The sequence below is a fragment of the Methylobacterium sp. J-070 genome, assembly GCF_022829385.1.
Taxonomy (GTDB): domain Bacteria; phylum Pseudomonadota; class Alphaproteobacteria; order Rhizobiales; family Beijerinckiaceae; genus Methylobacterium.
Map to the genome: position 1 here is coordinate 1 of NZ_JAKSXX010000123.1, position 21,549 is coordinate 21,549.

The 21,549-nt window shown below is 65.3% G+C and carries 16 protein-coding genes; 10 read left to right on the top strand and 6 right to left on the bottom strand.

Annotated elements, in window-relative coordinates:
* Window positions 1-303: 303 nt before the first annotated feature.
* Window positions 304-1,035 carry an SDR family NAD(P)-dependent oxidoreductase gene (locus MKL01_RS10420; protein WP_243905475.1) on the bottom strand — a complete coding sequence of 244 codons (732 nt, stop codon included), beginning with the start codon at window positions 1,033-1,035 and terminating at the stop codon, window positions 304-306.
* 81 nt (window positions 1,036-1,116) lie between these two features.
* Between MKL01_RS10420 and MKL01_RS10425 the strand changes: the two genes are divergently transcribed.
* Window positions 1,117-1,503 (top strand): winged helix-turn-helix transcriptional regulator, encoded by a 387-nt coding sequence (locus tag MKL01_RS10425; protein ID WP_243905144.1) that lies wholly within the window; start codon window positions 1,117-1,119, stop codon window positions 1,501-1,503.
* A 26-nt stretch (window positions 1,504-1,529) separates the two neighbouring features.
* Here the strand turns inward: MKL01_RS10425 and MKL01_RS10430 are convergent, their stop codons facing one another.
* Complete coding sequence (locus tag MKL01_RS10430; RefSeq protein ID WP_243905145.1) at window positions 1,530-1,898, bottom strand: cupin domain-containing protein; 369 nt, start codon at window positions 1,896-1,898, stop codon at window positions 1,530-1,532.
* 326 nt (window positions 1,899-2,224) lie between these two features.
* The gene (locus tag MKL01_RS10435; RefSeq protein ID WP_243905146.1) at window positions 2,225-3,316 is read right to left on the bottom strand and encodes a Gfo/Idh/MocA family protein; all 1,092 of its coding nucleotides are present in this window, start codon (window positions 3,314-3,316) and stop codon (window positions 2,225-2,227) included.
* 113 nt (window positions 3,317-3,429) lie between these two features.
* Here MKL01_RS10435 and MKL01_RS10440 point away from each other — a divergent pair, with 113 nt between their 5' ends.
* Window positions 3,430-4,359 (top strand): LysR family transcriptional regulator, encoded by a 930-nt coding sequence (locus MKL01_RS10440; RefSeq protein WP_243905147.1) that lies wholly within the window; start codon window positions 3,430-3,432, stop codon window positions 4,357-4,359.
* A gap of 440 nt (window positions 4,360-4,799) precedes the next feature.
* On the opposite strand, the gene MKL01_RS10445 is transcribed toward MKL01_RS10440, so the two are convergent.
* A complete protein-coding gene (locus tag MKL01_RS10445) occupies window positions 4,800-6,218 on the bottom strand; it encodes a TAXI family TRAP transporter solute-binding subunit (RefSeq protein WP_243905148.1) in 1,419 nt (472 codons plus the stop codon).
* An 899-nt stretch (window positions 6,219-7,117) separates the two neighbouring features.
* On the opposite strand from MKL01_RS10445, the gene MKL01_RS10450 reads away from it, so the two are divergent.
* Window positions 7,118-8,566, top strand: coding sequence for a DUF1254 domain-containing protein (locus MKL01_RS10450; protein ID WP_243905149.1), 1,449 nt, complete (start codon window positions 7,118-7,120; stop codon window positions 8,564-8,566).
* Window positions 8,567-8,604: 38 nt separating this feature from the next.
* Here MKL01_RS10450 and MKL01_RS10455 read toward each other — a convergent pair whose 3' ends face one another.
* Entirely contained in the window at window positions 8,605-9,627 is a 1,023-nt protein-coding gene (locus tag MKL01_RS10455) for a transporter (protein ID WP_409566237.1), read from the bottom strand.
* Window positions 9,628-10,124: 497 nt separating this feature from the next.
* Here MKL01_RS10455 and MKL01_RS10460 point away from each other — a divergent pair, with 497 nt between their 5' ends.
* From MKL01_RS10460 to MKL01_RS10470, 3 genes are all read left to right on the top strand, one after another.
* Window positions 10,125-10,415, top strand: coding sequence for a hypothetical protein (locus MKL01_RS10460; RefSeq protein WP_243905151.1), 291 nt, complete (start codon window positions 10,125-10,127; stop codon window positions 10,413-10,415).
* A 159-nt stretch (window positions 10,416-10,574) separates the two neighbouring features.
* Window positions 10,575-11,498, top strand: a complete 924-nt coding sequence (locus MKL01_RS10465; RefSeq protein ID WP_409566243.1) for a formylglycine-generating enzyme family protein — start codon at window positions 10,575-10,577, stop codon at window positions 11,496-11,498.
* Entirely contained in the window at window positions 11,495-13,189 is a 1,695-nt protein-coding gene (locus tag MKL01_RS10470) for an arylsulfatase (protein WP_243905153.1), read from the top strand. Before MKL01_RS10465 ends, MKL01_RS10470 begins: the two co-directional genes overlap by 4 nt.
* Before the next feature lie 637 nt (window positions 13,190-13,826).
* On the opposite strand, the gene MKL01_RS10475 is transcribed toward MKL01_RS10470, so the two are convergent.
* Window positions 13,827-14,387 carry a L,D-transpeptidase gene (locus tag MKL01_RS10475; RefSeq protein WP_243905154.1) on the bottom strand — a complete coding sequence of 187 codons (561 nt, stop codon included), beginning with the start codon at window positions 14,385-14,387 and terminating at the stop codon, window positions 13,827-13,829.
* Between the two features lie 192 nt (window positions 14,388-14,579).
* Between MKL01_RS10475 and MKL01_RS10480 the strand changes: the two genes are divergently transcribed.
* The 4 genes from MKL01_RS10480 (at window position 14,580) to MKL01_RS10495 (ending at window position 21,547) form a co-directional block, all read left to right on the top strand.
* Window positions 14,580-15,032: a hypothetical protein gene (locus MKL01_RS10480; protein WP_243905155.1), complete on the top strand. Its 453-nt coding sequence runs from the start codon at window positions 14,580-14,582 to the stop codon at window positions 15,030-15,032.
* 132 nt (window positions 15,033-15,164) lie between these two features.
* Window positions 15,165-16,487: an efflux RND transporter periplasmic adaptor subunit gene (locus tag MKL01_RS10485; protein ID WP_279604532.1), complete on the top strand. Its 1,323-nt coding sequence runs from the start codon at window positions 15,165-15,167 to the stop codon at window positions 16,485-16,487.
* A gap of 18 nt (window positions 16,488-16,505) precedes the next feature.
* Entirely contained in the window at window positions 16,506-19,661 is a 3,156-nt protein-coding gene (locus MKL01_RS10490; RefSeq protein WP_243905157.1) for an efflux RND transporter permease subunit, read from the top strand.
* Window positions 19,662-19,930: 269 nt separating this feature from the next.
* The gene (locus MKL01_RS10495) at window positions 19,931-21,547 is read left to right on the top strand and encodes an ABC transporter substrate-binding protein (RefSeq protein WP_243905158.1); all 1,617 of its coding nucleotides are present in this window, start codon (window positions 19,931-19,933) and stop codon (window positions 21,545-21,547) included.
* Window positions 21,548-21,549: the final 2 nt, after the last annotated feature.

The following is a 21,549-nucleotide window of genomic DNA, read 5'->3' on the forward strand; positions in this document are numbered from 1 at the left end:
GGGGTCGGCATTGATGCGAATGCGCTCGATCCGGCTGCCGTATGGCCCCTTGCAGTCGAAGCCAATCCTTAGCGCAGATAGACGCGCCGGCTTGACGATCGCCGAGGTCGGGATGGGCAACGAGACGCCCGCTTCCCGACACTGTGCCGGGGTCCGCCTTCCAACCTTTGCCGAAGCTGGACACGTCCGCTTCCAGGCAACTCGGCTGACGATGGCCTACGACTGGGTTGGGTGGATTTCCGCCGGTCCGCTTCGGGGATGCAAGCCAGCCGAAGCGGACATGCTACAACAAATGTAGCGAGACTAGATTTGGCGCATTCCGCCATCGACGCACAACTCGGCCCCCGCGACGAAGCTCGCTTCGTCACTCAGCAGGAACAGCGTGGCCGCCGCCACCTCTTCCGGACGCGCCATGCGGCCGAGCGGGATCGGCGCGATTAGCGCGGCTCGACCTTCCTCCGGCACGCTCGCCATCATGGCGGTGTCGGTCGGGCCAGGGGCCACCACGTTCACGCGGATGCCCTGCGGAGCGAGTTCCGCTGTCCACGTGCGCGCGTAGGAACGCAGCGCCGCCTTCGTGGCAGCGTAGGTACCGTAGGGCGTGAAGCCTGCAGCGTCAGCGATCGACCCCATCAGCACGACGGACCCGCCTCGCCCCATCGCGCCAAGAGCCGCCTGCAACCCGAAGACAGCCCCACGGACGTTGACTGCGAAGTGCCGGTCGAAATGCTCGTGCGTCCCGTCCCGCAGGGTCGCGGGTTCCGAGATGCCCGCGTTGAGGACCAATGCATCGATCCGGCCATGCGTCTCCCGCACTGTCGCCACGACGCGGTACAAATCTTCTTGGAGGGCTGCGTCTGCGACGAGACCCCGCGCCCCGCGGCCGATCCTCGCAGCGGCTGCCTCGACCTCTTCGGCGCGACGTCCGGTGAGGACGACCGACGCGCCCTCGATCGCCAGCCGCTCGGCGACCGCAAGGCCGATGCCCTTCGCTCCGCCGACGACGAGCGCAACCTTGTCCATCATCCTAGCCATCGCGGCTTCCTTCATCTGCAACATCTCACGAGGTACACGTCTTATATCTGCTATCAAGAACGCACTTAGGTTAGCCTAGATATGGCCGATGATACCGATGCAGCGTCCGCGTGCGCGCTCGCCAACATGGCGCGGGTCCGCCCGGTGTTGGACAAGATCGCCGACAAGTGGACGATCCTGATCCTCACGGTGCTGTGCCCGCGGCCGGCGCGGTTCAACGCGATCAAACGGCGGCTCGATGGCATCACGCACAAGGCGCTGGCGGACGCGCTGAAGCGGCTGGAGCGCAACGGCTTAGTGACCCGGACGGTGCTGCCGACCGCACCGATCGGCGTCGAGTATGCGATCACCCCGCTTGGCCATTCGCTGCGCCAGCCCTTCGAGGCGCTCTGCGCTTGGGCCCTCCACAACGGTGCGGCGATCGAGGCAGCCAACCACGAGCACGACAACACTCGGACGAAGCCGTGAGCGCAGCCCTCACACGGCTCATCGCATCACGTAACGCGCGCCAGTTCGCGGACTGTCTGAGCGTTCTCCACGTTGCCCGTATTGAGCGTGGTGTTGGGCTCCAGCAGTATGACGTGGCACTCGTCACCGAGCGCCTCGGGCAGATGCTCCACGCCGTGGGGCACGATGATGAACTCGCCGGGGTCGAGCTCCACCGCTGGCCGATCACGGAAGCCCATACGAAGACGACCTTTTACGACGAAGAATAGTTCATCTTCTCGATCATGATGATGCCAGTGGAATGCACCTTTGAACTTGGCGAGTTTGACCTGTAAGTAGCCTACATCGCCGGCCACCTTGGGGTTCCAGTGGTCCGAGAATTTCAAAAATGCGTCCGCCAGGTTGACCTTCTTCATCCCCGTGGTCCTCTTCTATCCGGTGCCGCGGCGCTCGCCGCCACTCCTATTCGCCCTATGTGGCGTCGGCCGGATGACCCAACCTGGTCGTGAAGTCGGATGGCCTTCTCGACCAGAGCCGCACTCGCTGGACGACTGACGGACTATCGCTTCGGGAAAGCCCCCGACGCATTTGGCACGGTCGCCTTTGACCGAAAACGGCATGGGCTGCGAGCCGAGTGGCTGCGACCATGTCCAACGCCACTGAGTTAGATAGAGAGAGCGGACATCGGCCCCGTGCCGCTACCATCCGAGCCATTGATAATGGGACGTCCTCCCTGCGGGACTCAATGCATGGGCCACGTATCACCAGTCGAGCGGGTATCGACCCGTGGCGCCGTGAAGACGTCCTCGATCAACCGAGTGAGACGCACGGCATGCTCGAAGTCCGTGACGTTCGAAGTGCCGTGTCCGATGTCGTCTCGCAAGGCAGCGTAGACGCCCGCGACATTGATTGCGGCATCCGACAGTACCGCGAACGGCCCCTCGTCGACGGCTTGCCGTTCGCCGTTCCGGATCAATCCGATCCGACCCGACTGAACGCCGCGCGTCGCGCCGCCATCGAGGCGCAGGCGCCCCTTCTCGCCTACGAGATCGAGATGGAACGGCGTCGCGCCCGTCCGTCCGCCCGCGACTTCCAACCCGAACGGCGCGCCCGTAACGTGACGGCCCTGCATGAGTAGGTGGTCGAAGGTGATGCGCTCGCGTGGCTGGCGTGGCTCCCCGACGTGGATCAGCGGAAACTGGCGCGAGCCGAGTGCGGTCATCAACTCCAGGGGGCCGGCCAGGGCGATGAGCAGGTCGACGGTGTGCGCGCCCTGGATCGTCACCATGTTGGCGAAGGTGGCCGGATCCTCCAGATAGGCGAACTGAGACGGAACGTCCGGCCCGAAGCCGGCGGTGGTCGACGACACGCTGACGCTCAGAACTCGGCCCAGTGCGCCCGAGCCCAGGATGTCCCGCGCCATCCGCACGGCGGGGCTCTCGCGCAACTGCAAGCCTATGGCGTGCCTGACCCCAGCTGACCGGGCTGCGTCGGCGATCTCGCGGGCTTGTCGCGTGCCCGCCCCGAGCGGCCACTCGCTGTAGACATGCTTGCCGGCGGCCAGAGCGGCCAGCAGCAAATCCCGGTGGCCCGGCACGCGCGTCGCCACCGTCACCACGTCGATGTCGGGATCGGCGATCAAGGCGAGGCCGTCTCCATACGCCTTCTCCACGCCGAAGGCTTGCGCGGCGGCGTCGGCGGCGGCTTTTGAGCCCGCCGCGATTGCCGTCAGACGGAGCCCGTCCACAGCCTGCACGGCGGGGACGTGGGCCTCGGCCGCCCAGCCACCTGAGGTGTTGACGCCGATGATGCCGGCCCTGAGTTCCGCAGCCATCGCTTCGATTTCCTGTCCATGCGCCTTCGCTGCCTCCCTGCGCTGGACGTAGTCGCAATCAGCCCCATCATTAAGCCGTATGCGTTTCCATCAGTCGAAACACCGAGTTTCGAATGACCGACCGCCTGACAAGCATGGCCGTATTCGTGAGGGCGACTGACCTGGGATCGCTGACGGCAGCGGCGACAGCCCTCGGGATGTCATCGCAGATGGCCGGCAAGCACGTCAGGGCCTTGGAGGACCGGCTCGGTACGCCGCTGATGCACCGGTCCACCCGGCGCCAGAGCCTCACCGACGCTGGACGGCTCTACTACGAGCGTTGTCGTCGCGTGCTGGCCGAGGTCGAGGCGGCGGAAGCGGTGATTGAGGATATCAGCGCCACGCCACGCGGCCGCCTACGCATCAGTGCCCCCGTAGGCTTCGGCGCGAGCCGCCTCGCGTCCGTGCTGATCGACTTCATGGCGCGCTACGACGGAATTGAGATCGAGTTGGTCCTGACGGATCGCTACGTCGACCTGGTAGACGAAGGCTACGACGCAGTGGTCCGGCTCGGCCCGATCGCGGAGACATCCCTAGTTGCGCGTGAACTCGTCTCCCATCGGCAGGTCGTCTGCGCGTCGCCCGCCTATCTCGCCGAGCATGGAGCGCCCGAGACACCGGAAAACCTCACCGATCACGCCTGCCTCGGCTTCGTCAATGCTTCGGGCCTGCCCTACGCGGTCTGGCGGTTCACAAAGAACGGCGCGGATCACACGGTCAGGATCCGAAGCCGCTTCCAAGTGAATGATGGCCGGGTGCTGTCCGCTGCGGCGGCAGCCGGCCACGGCATCATCCTACAGCCGGAGGCTGTTCTGCGGGATGCTATTGAGCGAGGATTTCTCGTGCCTGTACTCACGGACTATCAGGCGCCTAGCCGATCGATGTTCCTGATGTTCTTGGCTCGTCGACCTCAGCCCCCTAAGCTGCGCGCCCTCATCGATGATGTGGTCAAAGCGTTTCCCGCCAACGATGGCACGTCCGCTTTAGGGAAGAGCCGCACATGACCCATGTGTCCGAGTTGGGCGCGTCACTGCCAGAATAGCGATGGAATATACGTCCGCTTCCGGGAGCCACACGGCTGCGTGTGAACGACTGTGTTGGGTCGAGGGTGTGTAAAAACGCAGGCGCGTTCCGAAATTGCAGAACAATCTTCTCTGCACGAGAAATTCCCGCCCTCCAAATGGCGGCCCCGAGGCCAGTGGGGTGCTCTCTTCGACATCGGCCAGGGAGTTCGAGAGAAGGGCCTTCTACCGCCTCCGCGTTTTGACACAGCGTCGGCCCATTTCGGTCATTCGGAGTAACAGGGCAAGATCCCCGAAGCCGACATGAAGACCTCAGTCGCTTGCCATGGCTGTTCGCGCGGAAACGCAAATCCACTGGGGCCCTGCGCCTCCAGAGAGACCAGGAATCGGCAAGCACCTGCTGTATCGGTCTGGCCGCTCTCTCACTGGACTGCGACTAGCGTCGGCGTAGGCTTTGGCCCAGTGCTCGGCCCTGTCTGCGGACCCAGAGTCGCCTTCCGGCTATCAAGGGCGTGCCTCGCATGTGAAAGCGCGGTCGAGAACGCCGACAGCCGCTCGGCCCCAACAACCCCAGGCTGTCTGCCAAGCACGGACGAGGCGATCGTCTGGGTTTCACGCTCAAGGGCTTCCAATGCGAGCCGCTCCGCGCCGGGCGCCTCATCCGCGATCTCGACGAGCCTCCTGATCGGCCGCCAATCATCGTCGCATCGCCGCCGGCTCCAGTAGCTCGAAATTAGCGCGAACACCGATCCCATGATGCTGGTGCCGATACCGATCACGTAGAAATACTGCTGGAACTGATCGAGGAAGCTCTGGTCCCCGCCGCTCAGGTAGGCCGCCACGCCGGGGTGAACCGGCAGGATGGGGCTTTTGTCGTCAGGATCAGGGGCTTCGATCTGGTTGGCCAGCGGTGTTGCCGCCATGAGCTTGGTTTTCGTGGTCAGGATTGAACGCGCGATGGCAGCCGCCACGACGTTGGTCATCAGCTCCGAAGCGGCGAAGCGATAGGTGACGGCGAGGGTTGTGACGGTGTCGCTCGGCGTGGCTGGTCGGGCTCGAAACGCGCCAACGGGAACGTCGATCGACTCAAAGCCGGGGAAGCGTTTGCCAATGGCCTCCGCATCGTCGATCGCCAGGATCCCTGGCGTCCCCTTTGTCGCGCGCGCGAGGGCGGCCACAACGTCCACAACCTCACCCGGCGCCATAGGACCGACAGCGAGCACCGCCTCGATCTTCTTCTCCTGCACGGCCTGCCCGAGCTCCGCCACGGGTAGGAAAATCCGATGCACGTCCTTTGCTGGGACGTTGAAGAAGCTCAGAAGCGTGTCGAGAGCCTGGGCATTGTTCACCTGGACCGGACCAGCCACGATCCCGACCGTCTTGCCTGCCAAGCCTGCCACGGAGCTGATCTTGCTGTGGGGCGGCAGGACGAGGGCCACCACATCCCGGCGCAGGATTACAATGGTCTGGGCGTTCGACGGCGCGGCCGCATCGCTACGCACGATGGCCAGATCCGTCCGGCCGTCTTCCAGGGCCTTGGCACCCGCAGTGAGGTCAGGAACCTGCAAAAGTTCCAGGTGAACGCGGGGATGCTGGATCGCGGACACGGAGACGAAAGCTGCCATGAACCGCTGAAGAGCTCCGCCCTCCGGACCCGTGGTCACCCGGAGATTGGCATGCGGCGACCAAAAGTGGGCGAGCGCGAACCCGGCGGCGAGCAGGAGCAGCACTCCGACGCCAACGAGGAGGCGACCCCGTCGTCTGTGGCGCGGCTTGCGGGTTGTGGGGGGTACCGGACTTTTCAGCTCATGCTGAAGATCGATGGGTGTGGCGTTCGACATAATCGCAGCCCTCCCGCCGTTTCGGTCTCACAATGCTCGTCATCCCGCCAGTGCAGCTTTGTGTATTCGCGCCAAGTGCTCGTGGTCACCCGCGCACACCCCAATCCGGCTACGCATTGGCACCACCTACTCGGCGCTCGGGCTCAGTCCTGGCTTCAAGCCACCTCCTTCACGCCGTTCCTCTCATTGCTCCGGCCTGGAGCCGCTTCGCCAGCCTCTCCTAACAATGTGCTATATTGCTAAGCTTAAAAAGTTCTGGAATGCCATCCGGGGTAAGTAAGCGTTCATATTGATCCCGGCAGTATCACAATTGACAGCTTAAGTCACTGCGCCTACCGTAAACCAGCGCGCAGGATTCGAATCGCCACATTCGTATCTCGACGTTCGTAGGATTGTCTTGATCGCGCATATCTGAGCTCGAATCGTGGCGGAATTTGTTGCGCCACAACGATTTTGCGAGCCGGTATTGAAGTATGAGGTGTTAGCTGCTGTTCCGGATCGAATTCGATCATGACGGTAGCATGCCATGAGACACGTCACGGCCCTACGTCATACCTTTATCCTGCTCAGCATCCTCGCTGGCCTCGTTACCTTATCCGCAAGTCCGGCGAGCGCATTCGTCTGCGCCCGCGGCTTTTACCGGGCCGGCTGCGTCGGACCTTGGGGAGAGTCACCGTACGGCGAGGCTTCAATGGCCGACGTGCGGCCTTCGTGCGGCGAGGTTTCTATGGCCAGCGTGCGGTCGTCTACCGGCGTGGCGTCCGCCGCTGGTAGCCCACAGTCTGCGGAGCGGTGATCCTCCACGCCGCTGTCTGGTCAAGTACCATGCTGGAGGCCTGATAACTTGCGCGGGCGCCCCATGGCGGTCCGGCTGAGCAGGCCAGTTCCAGGAGGCAGGCATGGATGTCAGCAGACGGATCTTCGCAGCGGGAGCCGCCACGATCCCTTTCATTGGCATGAGCCGGCCGTCGGCGTGGGCGCAAAGTACGGCCCAGGATGCGCCGATCATCAGCAACACGGTGGCGGCCGATCCGCTGACATTGGCTACGGACGCCTACATCTACGGCTACCCGCTCGTCACCATGGAGATGACGCGGCGCGTGCTCACTAACGTCGCCGTGCCCGAGGGCAAGAACGCCCCGATGGGCCAGTTTGCTAATCTACGCGAATATCCAGATGCGAAGTTCCGTGCCGTCACCGCACCCAACGCCGACACGCTCTACTCCAGCGCCTTCATCGATGTCGGAGCTGAGCCGCACATTCTCAGCCTCCCGGAGGAGGACGGCCGTTACTACCTCATGCCGATGCTGAGCGCCTGGACGAACGTCTTCGCCGTCCCAGGCAAGCGCACGACGGGGACCGGGCCGCAGATCTACTTCATCGTCGGACCCGGCTGGAGCGGCAGCGTGCCGTCCGGCGCCAAGCTGATCCAGGCGCCGACCAACCTGGTCTGGATCCTCGGCCGGACCTACTGCACCGGCACACCTGAAGACTACAGGGCCGTGCACGCGCTTCAGGACCAGTACCGGCTCGTCCCGGCGAGCGCGGCCGGCAAGCCGTACACGCCGCCTCCGACCCGGGTCGATCCGAGCGTCGACACGAAGACGGCCGTGCGCGAGCAGGTCAACCGCATGGATGCGACGACCTACTTCAAACTGCTTGCTGCCCTGATGAAAAACAATCCACCGGCGCTCGCCGATGGAGTTCCGGTGGCCAAGATGGCCTCGCTCGGCGTCGTTCCTGGCCAGCCCTTCAATCCGGCAAATCAGTCGCTGGCGATCCAGGAGGCGATTGAGCGTGCGCCGAGGGAGGCCATCACGCGCATCATGGGCCACCTCAAAACGGCGGGCGCGGACGTGAACGGCTGGACCTTCACCACCAATGGCGGCGATTACGGCAAGGACTACCTGCAGCGCGCGCTCGTCACGGCGGTGGGGCTCGGCTGCAATCTGCCGCAGGATGCCGTCTATCCGCTGACCACCGTTGATGCTGCGGGCCGGCGCCTGTCCGGCGCCTCGAAGTACGTGATGCGGTTCCCGGCCGGCGAGCTTCCGCCTGTCGACGGTTTCTGGTCGCTGACGATGTATGATGCGGACTACTTCTTCGTCGAGAACCCGCTCAACCGCTACACGGTGAGCCCGCGCGACGACCTCAAGGCCAACCCGGACGGCTCGATTGATCTTCTGATCCAGCACGGGAGCCCCGGAGCGGAGCGCGAGTCGAACTGGCTTCCGGCCCCGGCCGGCCCTTTCATCCTGATGCTGCGCACCTACTGGCCGCAGGACGCCCTTCTGAGTGGTTCCTGGGCGCCGCCGCCAGTCAACCGAAGCTCCAGCGCCATGCCTTAGGATGCCTGACGGAATCCGTCCGGGTCAGGTGACGGGCGTCAGAACTTGGTGACGATCGCCTTTGGCTCGGGCGTGGACTTCGGTGGCGCAACCCAGAGCGGTGCCGAGAGGGTCAGGTATGTCGCTGTGCCTTGGAAGCGGTTCTTGACGTCGAACTCGCGGTAAACCCTGACGTTCGTCGAGATCGGAATCTCGCCAGCGTGAAAGGTGTAGCCGATCTGGCCGCCCAAGGACACGACACGGCCCTTAAAGGAGCCGACTTTATCGCCCGATCCACTGTCCCCCGTAAGCTGATCGTAGAAATAGCCAACGAGGCCAACCGACAAGTCCTTGCTCAGGTACTTCGATGCCGACCACTCGACGTGGAACTCGGTACCGGTGAGGTAGTGTGTTGCAGGGTTGATCCAGTTGACCGTGATGCCGGGCACGACGGAGAGTTCGTAGCCCAGCGCCGGGTCGAGATAGGTGAGCGCGCCGCTGAGATCGAGGGCCGGGCGATTCAGCGCGATGTTGGACAACTGGCCATTCTCGAATGAACCGGAGGGCACGACGCCGAGCACCGTCGCAGTCCAATGGAAATTGCCGGAATGCCAGCCCACGAAAGAGGCCAGATAGATGTCGCCGACGTTGAAGATGGCATCGTGCTCGCGACCGGCGACGATGCGATCGATCCGGGGCGAGGACAGCACCGCTGCGGCGGCGACGTCGGGCGTGCCGAACGGAATGGTGACAGAGAAGCCGAGATTGCCGCCCAGGATCTCGATCGGCGTGACCCAAATCGGCGATGCAAAATTAGCACTAAAATCAATCTTGACGTTCGCGGCCACGACACCACCGCCCTGGAATACACGGTTACCGCCAAGATAGCCTTGATAGAAGTAGGTTTCACTCTCGAAATAGAAGCCGGGCGGGGGTATCACCCCGGCGAGCGGGCCGCGATTGCCGAGCACGTAGATGCCTTGCGCATATTCAGCCGCTTGGACGTGCTCGGTTGCGGCAAAGGACAGGGCGCCCAACAAAGCTGCCGCAGCACATTGGCCCACCGCTCCGACGTTTCGCATCGCGTCAGACCCCAATATACGAAGCTCAGAGTCACTTGATTTCGAAGCAAAATTGGCATAGTGTTTATTTTCTATCAAGGGCCGGTTCGCCACGAATGCGTTTATATACTTGTAACTGATGTAAATTTGAGACACATACCGTTACGAAAATCGGATCATACGGTAAATGCGGTACGTTATATAGCAATAGCGCGATTAAAAAAGAAGGTCACAGAAGTTAGTATAAGGCTTAGCGAATTGGATTCGTGATACTATTCGAGGCTATTCTACGGTGGCGCGCTGAATAAGCCGCGTCTGTCCACTTTGATCAGGCAGGAGGCTGCATCTTCTTCATGGTAGCATTCGCTCCGGCAGGGTTCGCCCGGCAGCTGCAACGTTTGAGGACTTCAGGCGCGGTTTTGGCGTGCGCGATGGTGGCCACGGGCGCCAAAGCGGTCTGATTGTCCAACCGATGTATAAAACGCTTTCAGCAGCACAGTCCCTATAGGAGACGAAAGATGTTTAAGTCATCGATCCCGCCGATCTTGCTATTGATCGTTGCATCGTCCGTTAAAGCCGAGGAGGTGCCGCGCTTCAACATCAAGGCAATCTGCGGCGAGGCACCTTCACTCGGTCAGAGCGGCCAAACTACCGATAAGGGCTGCATACATGACGAGACTCTGGCTCGAACACAGCTTGAACAGCAATGGCCGGGCTTCAAAGCGAACCGTCGCAGCGCCTGCGTTCAGGAAGTAAGTATCGGTGGTCCGCCAAGTTACGTTGCATTACTAACCTGTCTTCAGATGTAATATTATCATAAGGTCATTCAGCGTTGGCGTGTTAGTCGCCGTGCTAGTTATGCAATAAAAAGGAATACAGTCGATTAAAGCTAGGAATGAGAGATGTCGGACGCTCCTTCTTTTGCGTTTGAGCGGCTCAGTCCCGAGCTATCTCGGAAGACGCGTGGGATGGAGTGGATTTCCAATGGAACGTTCTGTATGGGGTCGGATGGCCATTATCCTGAAGAAGCGCCGGCACACCGCGTCAGTGTAGACGGGTTCTGGATCGACGAGGCACCCGTCACCAATGGGCACTTCAAGGCGTTCGTTCGCGCGACCGGCTATCGAACGGTAGCGGAAAGCCTTCCGGAGCCGAAGGACTATCCAGGAGCGCAGCCGGGCATGCTCTACGCTGGCTCACTCACCTTCTATCCGCCGCGAGAGCCCGGCGACAGGCGCGACTGGACTCGATGGTGGACTTTTCTGCAGGGCGCGAACTGGCGGCATCCCTACGGTCTCGGCAGTTCGATCAAAGGCCTCGACGATCATCCTGTCGTGCACGTCGCGCTACGCGACGCCGAGGCTTACGCTGCGTGGGTGGGCAAAGCTCTTCCGACCGAGGCTGAATGGGAGTTCGCGGCCCGCGGCGGTCTCGATGGTGCCGAGTACGCTTGGGGCGAAGAATTTACGCCTGCTGGGCGTTTGATGGCCAACACGTGGCAAGGCGATTTCCCACACCTCAACACGGCCCCGGACGCCTCCAAGCGCACGACACCGGTCGGCTCGTTCCCCCCGAATGGCTACGGTCTGGTCGACATGATCGGCAATGTTTGGGAGTGGACCGCCGATTGGTACGGACCGACGCATCCGGTCGATGCCTCGAAGGCCTGTTGTATTCCTCGAAACCCGCAAGGCGGGCGCGAGCAGGACAGCGTCGACCCGCGCGATCCGCAGGTCGCAATCCCCTGCAAGGTCGTGAAGGGCGGCTCCCACCTGTGCGCGCCGAACTACTGCCGCCGCTATCGGCCAGCGGCGCGGCACGCGCAGCCCGTCGATACCTCCATGAGCCACGTCGGCTTCAGGTGTGTCCTGAGAGAGAGGGGTCAGTCATGACGCACGATGACGCGCACCAAACGGCTCAAACGAGCTCCGCGCCGGAAAGCGCACTCAGTCGTCGCAACATGCTCCTGGCCGGCACTTCGCTCCTGGCGGCCGCCGGACTGACATTGAATCGAGCAGAGACCGCTCGCGCTCAGCAGCCCACGACGCCGACGGGGCAGAAGCCGAACATCATCGTCATCATGGGCGATGACATCGGCATCTGGAACATCGGAGCCTATCATCGTGGCATGATGGCGGGACGGACGCCGCACCTCGACCGGCTGGCCTCCGAGGGCATGCTGTTTACCGACTACTACGCCGAGGCGAGCTGCACGGCCGGGCGCGCGGCCTTCATCACCGGCGAGCTGCCGATCCGCACCGGCATGACCACGGTTGGCCAAGCTGGCGCCTCCGTTGGATTGCCCGCCGAAGCTGTAACCATCGCTACGGTTTTGAAGGGGATGGGCTACGCGACTGGGCAGTTCGGCAAGAACCACCTAGGGGACAAGAACGAGTTCCTGCCCACGGTGCACGGCTTCGACGAGTTCTTTGGCTACCTCTACCATCTCGACGCGATGGAAGACCCGGCCCACCCAGGCTACCCGCAGGAGCTGCTGGGTCAGGTCGGCCCGCGCAACATGATTCACTCCTGGGCGACGAACGTGGCGGATCCCGCCGACGATCCGCGCTGGGGCGTCGTCGGCAAGCAGAGGATCGAGGACGCCGGGCCCCTCTATCCCAAACGGATGGAGACGGTGGACGACGAGATCCGCGACTTGGCGCTCGGCTTCATCGACCGGGCCAAGGCCGACGGCAAGCCCTTCTTCGTGTGGCTCAATCCGACCCGGATGCACGTCACCACCCACCTGTCACCGCAATATCAGGCCCTGCGCAACGCGAAGAACGGCTGGACCATCCATGAGGCCGGCATGGCGCAGCTCGACGACGTCGTCGGGGCGGTGATGAAGAAGCTGGCCGACCTGGGCGTGGACGACAACACCATCGTGGTCTTTACCACCGACAACGGCACCGAGGTCTTTACTTGGCCGGATGGCGGACAAACGCCGTTCGCGCAGTCGAAGGGCACGGTCATGGAGGGTGGCTTCCGGGCGCCGGCGATGATCCGGTGGCCCGGCAAAGTGCCCGCCGGGCAAATCCAGAACGGCGTCATTTCCGGCCTCGACTGGTTCCCCACCTTGGTCGCCGCAGCCGGCAACGCGGACATTGGTGAAGAACTGAAACGAGGCAAAAAGATCGGCGACGAGAATTATAAGGTACATCTCGACGGTTACAACCAGATGGATCTGATCTCCGGCAAGGGGCCGTCGAAGCGGAATGAGATCTGGTATTTCGGCGAAAGCGAACTCGGAGCGGTAAGGATCGGAGATTATAAATATCGTTTTATCGATCAACCCGCAGGTTGGCTTGGGGACAAGACCAAACCGGATGTTCCATACATTACGAACCTACGGCTCGATCCGTTTGAGCGTACAGGCTGGCCTGACAGCGGCACGAAGATCGGCACGCAGAACTACATGAACTGGTTTCTCTACGAGTTCTGGCGCTTCACCTTCGTCCAGCAGGAGGTGGAGAAACTTGCGATGACGGCCATTGAGTTCCCGCCGATGCAGAAGGGCGCGAGCTTCAACCTGGAAGCGGTCAAGGCGAAGATCCAGGCAGCCAGGGCGGCGATGGCGAAATGATGACGACTCCCCGGCCAAAGCCGAAATTGCCCGACGGCTGACGAACGGCCGCTACGGAGGAGCGGCAACAGCGGGCCAAACGACTGTCATCGGTCGGTAGAGAACCATCTGCTTTTCCGGCTGACCGTCTCCGAAGCGGACCGGCGGCTTTCGGCCAGACTACGTCATGCCGGATCACCATCGCGCGCAGAACCGGACATTCGGCTTGGCGCCCATCCGAGTGCACTGACGCGAAGGGAGGCTTCACGCATGGGGTGAGGCGTGCGAGTCTGCGCCAGGGCTCAGACGGTATGCGTGCTCCCGAAACCGACCTGATCCGCCCCCACTGGAGTGGTCCGCCCTGAGGTATGGCCTGCGGGCCAGGGTCACGGAAGCCAACGCCCAGATACCTAAGCCACGCAAATAGGCTCTGATGCCGTAACCCTCGAACGCCTCGACGCTGGCCGGGTCGGAGACGGCCGCACGATAGTCGCGCTTGTCCGGCGCGGGCTGGAGGCCTCGGGCGCAAAGAAACCCGCTCACGCATTCGGGGCCGGAACTCGATGATCAGGCTGGCCTGAACGCGCGCCGACAGACTTCGCGCGCCCAGGCCGACACACTACCCGCTCCTGCCGACAAACTTCCTGCGCTCGCACAATCAGTCGCGCACGATCACCTGGGTGCCGACCCGGACGCGGTCGTAGAGATCGACCACGTCCTTGTTGGTCATGCGGATGCAGCCCGAGGAGACCGCCGCGCCCATCGTCTCGGGCTCGTTGGAGCCGTGGATGCGGTAGAGCGACGAGCCGAGATAGAGGGCGCGCGCGCCGAGCGGGTTGTCCTGGCCGCCGGCCATGTAGCGCGGCAGGTCCGGGCGCCGGGCCAGCATCTGCTGCGGCGGGCGCCAGTCCGGCCATTCCTTCTTCATGGTGACCGTCTTGAGCCCGGACCACGAGAAGCCCTGCCGGCCGACGCCGACGCCGTAGCGGACCGCCGCACCGCCCCCGAGCACGTAGTAGAGCCGGCGCTGGCGGGTCGAGACCACGATGGTGCCGGGCTTCTCCCGGCCGGTCCACGCCACCGTCTCGCGGGGGATCGCTTGGCTGCGGAAGACGTTCAGGAAATCCGCGATCGGGCCCCGGTCCAGCGGGTTGGCCGAAGCGGGGGCGCTCGCGAGCAGCAACCCCGCGAGCCCGAGCAGCGCGATCCGTCTCGACATGGTCTCCATCCTCATTCGCCTCGGACGGCCGCCTCGGCGGCTCCGGCCCGGTCTTCGGGCGAGCCCGCCCGGACTTCGCGGCAAGGTTGAGGCTTCCGGGGCAGGGCGGTCACTTCCCGGCGCGCTGTCGATTCCGCGCAACACCGGCCCGGCCGTCCGGCGATGGGGGGCGATCCGCACGCGACGCCACGGGTGATTGAACCCGGCGACGGCCATGCTTATCTCGGGTTCGTGATCCGATCCGTCGCCTTCCTGGCCCGCCGCGCCGTGTGCTCGCCGCAGCGCCTCGCCCGCGGCCTTGCCGTTCTGGCGCTGCTCGTCCTCGCGGCGGCCGCGCTCGTCACGGCGCCGGCGCCCGCCCGGGCAGGGGCGGCGGAGGGGCCGTCCTGTTCGGTCGCCGGCCCGCGGGTCGCGGTCCTGTCGGGCGCGCCGGACGCGGCGCCCGAGGCCGCGCGGACCCTCTTCGACCAGACCGACCTGTGCGCCGCGGACAGCGAGATCCTCACCGAACTTGGGCTTCCGGATCCGCCCGCCGCGGCGCCGCGGCCGCGTCACACGGCGTCAGCCTCGTTCGGCTACACCTCCGATTCCCGGCCGCGCTCCGCCCCGGACGGCTCGCCGCACCGGCCGCCAAGGCTGGCCTGACGCGCCCCGGCCCCGCTGGCCGGGAAGACCGCGCGCCTCTAGCCTCGATCTTCGCCCATTGGCCCCGCGGCCGGTGACGAGATCCGCCCCGATGACGCGCGGCCTCCGTTCCGCGCCCGCCTCAGCAGACGCATGCTTCCAGGAGCGTCGGTAGCCGTGACCCGCAATTCGCCCACCCCATTCTTCCCCGCCCCGCGCCGTGCCCTGGCCGCGGGAGCCGTCGCCCTGCTCCTCCTCGGCCTCGCCGCCTGCAATCCGAAGCAGGCGGCCGCGCCGGCCCCGCCCGTGCCGGAGGTGGGCTACGTCAGCGTGACCCCGCAGGCGATCCCCTATCTGCGCGACCTGCCCGGGCGCGTCGCCCCGATGCGCATCGCCGAGGTCCGCTCCCGGGTCTCCGGCCTCGTGGTGAAACGCCTGTTCGAGCAGGGCAGCCAGGTCAAGGAAGGCGACATCCTCTACAAGATCGACCCCGCTCCCTTCGAGGTCGACTTGGCCAGCGCGGAAGCCGTGCTCGCCCGCCAGGAGGCCGCCCTCGTGCTGGCCCGCCAGCAGGCCGACCGGCTCGAGCAGCTCCTGTCCCGCGCCACCGCCAGCCAGGCGCAGTACGACGCCGCCTTCGCGGCCCGGAAGCAGGCCGAGGCCGAGGTCGCCGGCGCCAAGGCGGCCCGCGACCGGGCGCAGCTCAACCTCGGCTGGACCGACGTGCGCGCGCCGATCACCGGCCGGATCGGCCGGGCGCTGCTCACCGAGGGCACCCTGATCGAGCCGGGCTCCACGGGGGCGCTGGCCACGATCCAGCAGCTCGACCCGATCTACGTCGACATCACCCAGTCGGTGGGCGAGTTGAACCGCCTGCGCCGGGACCTCGCCAGCGGCGAGCTGGCGCGGCTGGAGGAGAACACCGCCAACGTCCACCTGATCATGGACGACAATTCCCTCTACCCGCTGGCCGGCCGCCTGCTGTTCTCGGACGTCACCGCCGACCCGAGCACCGGCCAGGTGACCCTGCGGGTGCAGTTCCCCAACCCGCACGACGAGCTGTTCCCCGGCATGTACGTGCGGGCGCGGATCAAGCAGGGCATCGATTCCGACGCCATCGCGGTGCCGCAGCAGGCGATCCAGCGCACCGACGACGGCCGCGCCGAGGTCTGGGTGGTGCGCGCCGACGAGACCGTGATGCGCCAGCCCGTCGAGGTCGGCCCCGTGGTCGGCCCGAGCTGGCTGATCCGCTCGGGCCTCAAGGCCGGCGAGCGGGTGGTGGTCGACGGCTTCCAGAAGATCACCGTGGGCGCCAAGGTGAAGCCCCTCGACCAGAATCCGGTCCACGGCGAGACCGGCCCCAAGCACGATTCCGACGAGGCCCCCGACGCGCCGGATGCCAAGAATGCGGGCTCCACGAATGCGGGCGACACGGCGGACGCCGCGCAGCGGGCTGCCGCTGCCCAGCGCCACTGACCGCGGAAGAACCCGACCATGGCACGCTTCTTCATCGACCGGCCGGTCTTCGCCTGGGTGGTGGCCCTGTTCATCTGCCTCGGCGGCGCGCTGGCGATCCCCAACCTGCCGGTGGCGCAGTACCCGGTGATCGCCCCGCCCTCCATCGCCCTGTCGACCGCCTATCCCGGCGCCTCGGTGGAGAGCCTGTACATCGGCACGACCCGGCTCATCGAGGACGAGCTGAACGGCGCGGCCAACATCATGAACTTCGAGTCGACCACCGACTCGTTCGGCTCGGTCAACATCACCGCGACCTTCCAGCCCGGCACCGATCCGGCGCTCGCCTCCGTGGAGGTGCAGAACCGGCTCAAGCGCGTGGAGGCGCGGCTTCCCGCGGAGGTGCGCCAGCAGGGCATCCTGGTCGAGGAGGCCTCCGCTGCCACCCTCAACATCATCACCCTCGTCTCCAAGGACGGGTCGATGGACGAGGTCGGCCTCGGCGACTTCCTGATCCGCAACGTGATCAACGAGATCCGGCGCATCCCCGGGGTCGGGCGCGCCACCCTCTACTCCACCGAGCGCTCGCTCCGGGTCTGGGTCGATCCCGACAAGCTGCGCGGCCTCTCGCTCAGCGCCTCCGACGTGACCGAGGCGATCCGCAACCAGAACGTCCAGGTCGCCTCCGGCTCGGTCGGCGCGCAGCCGAGCCCGACCCGGCAGGCACTGACGGTGCCGATCATCGTGAAGGGCCAGCTCGGCACGATCGAGGATTTCGGCGCCGTCGTGCTCCGGGCCAATTCCGACGGCTCCAACGTGCGCCTGCGCGACGTCGCCCGGATCGAGCTCGGCGGCGACGCCTACCAGTTCTCCACGCGCCTGAACGGCGGCCCGGCCGCCGGCATCTCGGTGACGCTGGCCCCCGACGGCAACGCCCTGGAGACGGCCCGGGCGATCCGCGCCAAGATGGTGGAATTGTCCCAGTTCTTCCCGCCGGACCTGAAGTGGGACATCCCCTACGACATCACCCCGGCGGTGGAGGCCTCCATCGAGAAGGTGCTGCACACGCTGGTCGAGGCGGTGGTGCTGGTCTTCCTCGTGATGTTCCTGTTCCTGCAGAACATCCGCTACACCCTGATCCCCACCATCGTGGTGCCGATCGCCCTGATGGGCACGGTCACGGTGATGTGGATCTCGGGCTTCTCGGTGAACGTGCTCACCATGTTCGGCATGGTGCTGGCCATCGGCATCCTGGTCGACGACGCCATCGTGGTGGTGGAGAACGTCGAGCGGATCATGAACGAGGAGGGTCTGCCCCCCAAGGAGGCCACCAAGAAGGCCATGGGGCAGATCACCGGGGCGATCATCGGCATTACCCTGGTGCTGATCGCCGTGTTCGTCCCGATGGCGTTCTTCCCTGGCTCGGTGGGCATCATCTACCGGCAGTTCTCGATCGCCATGGTCACCTCCATCGCGTTCTCGGCGCTGCTCGCCCTCTCGCTGACGCCGGCCCTGTGCGCCACCTTCCTGAAGCCGGTCGAGACGGGGCACGGACACGCCAAGGGCGGCGTGTTCGGTCTGTTCAACCGGTTCGTGGACCGGGAGACCGCCCGCTACGGCCGCGGCACCCGGTGGTTCATCCGGAAGTCCGGGCGGGTGATGCTGGTCTACCTCGCGCTGGTGGCCGGCACCGCCTACGCCTTCGTCAACCTGCCGGAGGGCTTCCTGCCCGTGGAGGACCAGGGCTTCTTCACGGTCGACATCCAGACCCCGCCGGGCGCCTCCTACAACCGCACCCAGGAGGCGGTGCGCAAGGTCGAGGAGCACCTGCTGGCCCAACCCGGCGTCGCCACCGTGACGATGCTGAACGGCTTCTCGTTCTCGGGACAGGCGCCGAGCACCAGCCAGGCCTTCGTGACCCTCAAGCCCTGGGGCGAGCGCGATGCCGGGAACTCGGCTGCCGCCCTGGTGGCGAAGACCAACGCGGCGCTGGCGAGCTACCGCGACGCCACGGTCGATGCCCAGGAGCCGCCGCCGGTGGACAACCTCGGCAACGCGGCGGGCTTCTCGTTCCGCCTTCAGGACCGGGCGAACCGCGGCTACGCGGCGCTGCTGTCGGCCCAGGAGCAGCTCCTCAAGCTCGCCGCGTCCAGTCCGATCCTCCAGAAGGTCAAGATCGAGGGCCTGCCCCCGACCCCGCAGGCCGAGCTGGTCATCGACCGCGAGAAGGCGGCGGCCCTGGGCGTGAAGTTCGAGGACATCAACGCCACGATCCAGCTCAACCTCGGCTCGGTCTATCCGAACGACTTCCCCAACCGGGGCAAGATGCAGCGGGTCTACGTCCAGGCCGAGCAGCTCCAGCGCATGAACGCCTCGGACATCCTCAACTACGCGGTGAAGAACGCCACGGGCACCATGGTGCCGATGTCGTCCTTCGCGGAGCTGAAATGGGGCATGGGGCCGAGCCAGATCGTCGGCTTCAACGGCTACCAGTCGGTGCGCTTCACCGGCGAGCCGAACCCCGGCTACACGTCGGGCGACGCCATCGCCGAGATGGAGCGGCTGATGCTCCAGCTGCCCAAGGGCTTCGGCTACGCCTGGACGGGTCAGTCCTACCAGGAGAAGCAGGCGGGCAGCCAGGCGACCCTGCTGCTCGCCCTCTCGGTGCTGATCGTGTTCCTGTGCCTCGCCGCGCTCTACGAGAGCTGGGCGATCCCGGTCTCGGTGCTGCTGGTGATCCCGCTCGGCGTGATCGGCGCGGTGGCGGCGGTGCACCTGCGCGGCATGCCCAACGACGTGTACTTCAAGATCGGGCTGATCACGATCATCGGGCTCTCGGCCAAGAACGCGATCCTGATCGTGGAGTTCGCGCGGGACCTCTGGAAGCCCGGGACCTCGGTGGTGCACTCGGCGGTCGAGGCGGCGACGCTCCGGTTCCGGCCGATCGTGATGACCTCGCTCGCCTTCATCTTCGGTGTGGTGCCGCTGGCGATCGCCACCGGAGCCGCCTCGAAGAGCCAGCAGGCGATCGGCACCGGCGTGATGGGCGGTATGATCACCGCCACCGTTCTGGCGGTGTTCTTCGTGCCGGTGTTTTTTGTCGTCGTGATGCGCGTGTTCCGGCGCCGGGCGGTGGCGGAGGGCGAGCGGGAGGCCGAGGTGCGGCACGCGCCGGCGCGGGTGGCGGCGGAGTGACGATTCCGGGACGCGTCTAGCGCCGCCTATCCACCACACGCCCTCCCTCCCCCGCAGGGGGGGGAGGGGACGCGCACGCAGCTTCGCGCCTAATCCTCGATAAGCCCCGGATCCAACGCCGATTGGTCCATCGACCAATCCCCCTGGTCCGAACCTTGCTGTGGGCGCGGCGTGCGTGCCGTTTGCCGACGCGCGGCACCGGGTCTAAGCCTCAACCACCGCTTCCGCGGGACGGCCTGCGCTCAACTTTCACGGTTCCGGAGATCCGATTGCCCCGTTCTGCCCTGAAGACCCTCGCCCGCGGCGTGTCCGTGGTCGCGGTCGCGACGTTTGCCTTCGCCGCGCTGCCCGCGCAGGCCGCCAACGTCTTCCGCTTCGCCTTCCAGGGTGATCTGAAATCCCTCGATCCCTACTCCCTCAAGGAGAGCTTTACCGAGGGCATGCAGGAGGCCGCCTACGAGCCCCTCGTCACCCTCGACAAGAACCTGAAATTCGCGCCGGCGCTCGCCGAATCCTGGGAGACGCCGGAGCCGACCCGCTGGCGCTTCCACCTGCGCAGGAACGTCAAGTTCCACGACGGCACGCCGTTCACCGCCGACGACGTGATCTTCTCCGCCCAGCGCGTCCGGGCCACGGGCTCGAACTTCACCACCAACGTCCCGGCCGACGCCGAGTTCGTGAAGGTCGACGACTACACCGTCGACATGGTGCTGAAGAAGCCGAACCCCATCGCCATCGCCCAGTTCCCGACCTGGGTGATCATGTCGAAGGCGTGGTCCGAGAAGAACGGCGTCGTCCAGCCGACGCCGCCGAGCGCCACCAGCCCGAGCTACGCCACCCTGCACGAGAACGGCACCGGCCCGTTCGTGATCGCCGAGCACCAGCCCGGCGTGAAGACCGTGTTCAAGAAGTTCGACGGCTACTGGGGCAAGGCCGAGTCGAACCTCGACGAGGCGGTGCTGACCACCATCGCCAACCCGGCGACCCGCGTCGCCGCGCTGCTCTCCGGCGAGGTCGACTGGATCGACCCCGTGCCGCTGCAGGACCAGCAGCGGGTCAACGCCAGCGGCACCGCCACCGTGATGGCCGGCCCCGAGCTGCGCACGATCTTCCTCGGCATGGACCAGGACCGGGACGAGCTGAAGGATTCCTCCGTCAAGGGCAAGAACCCGTTCAAGGACATCAAGGTGCGCGAGGCCTTCTACCTCGCCATCGACGAGGACACGATCGCCAAGCGCGTGATGCGCGGGCAGGCGGTGCCCTCCGCGCTGATGATCGCCCCGGCGCTCTACGACCGCGGGGCCGAGTTCAAGCGCCCGGCCACCGACCTCAAGAAGGCCAAGGACCTGATGGCCCAGGCCGGCTATCCGGACGGGTTCTCGCTCACCATGGATTGCCCCAACGATCGCTACGTCAACGACGAGGCGATCTGTCAGGCGGTGGTCTCGATGCTCGCGCGCATTAACGTCAAGGTGAACCTCAACGCCCAGCCGAAGGCCAAGTACTTCGCCAAGGTGCTGGCGCCGAACTACGACACCTCGTTCTACCTGCTCGGCTGGACGCCGTCGTCGCTGGACAGCCACAACATCCTCTACGAGATCGTCGGCTGCCGGAAGCCCGGCGACAAGTCGGGCCGGGGCGGCTGGAACCTCGCGGGCTACTGCGATCCGAAGATCGACGACATCGCCGACAAGGTCGAATCCGAGACCGACAAGACCAAGCGCGACGCCCTGATCAAGGAGGGCTTCGACGTCCTGAACACCGACTGGGGCTACATCCCGCTGCACCAGCAGGCGCTGGCCTGGGGCGTCTCCAAGAAGGTCCACCTGACCCAGCGCGCCGACAACCTGCTCCTGCTCTACTGGGTCTCGAAGGATCCCCAGTAGGG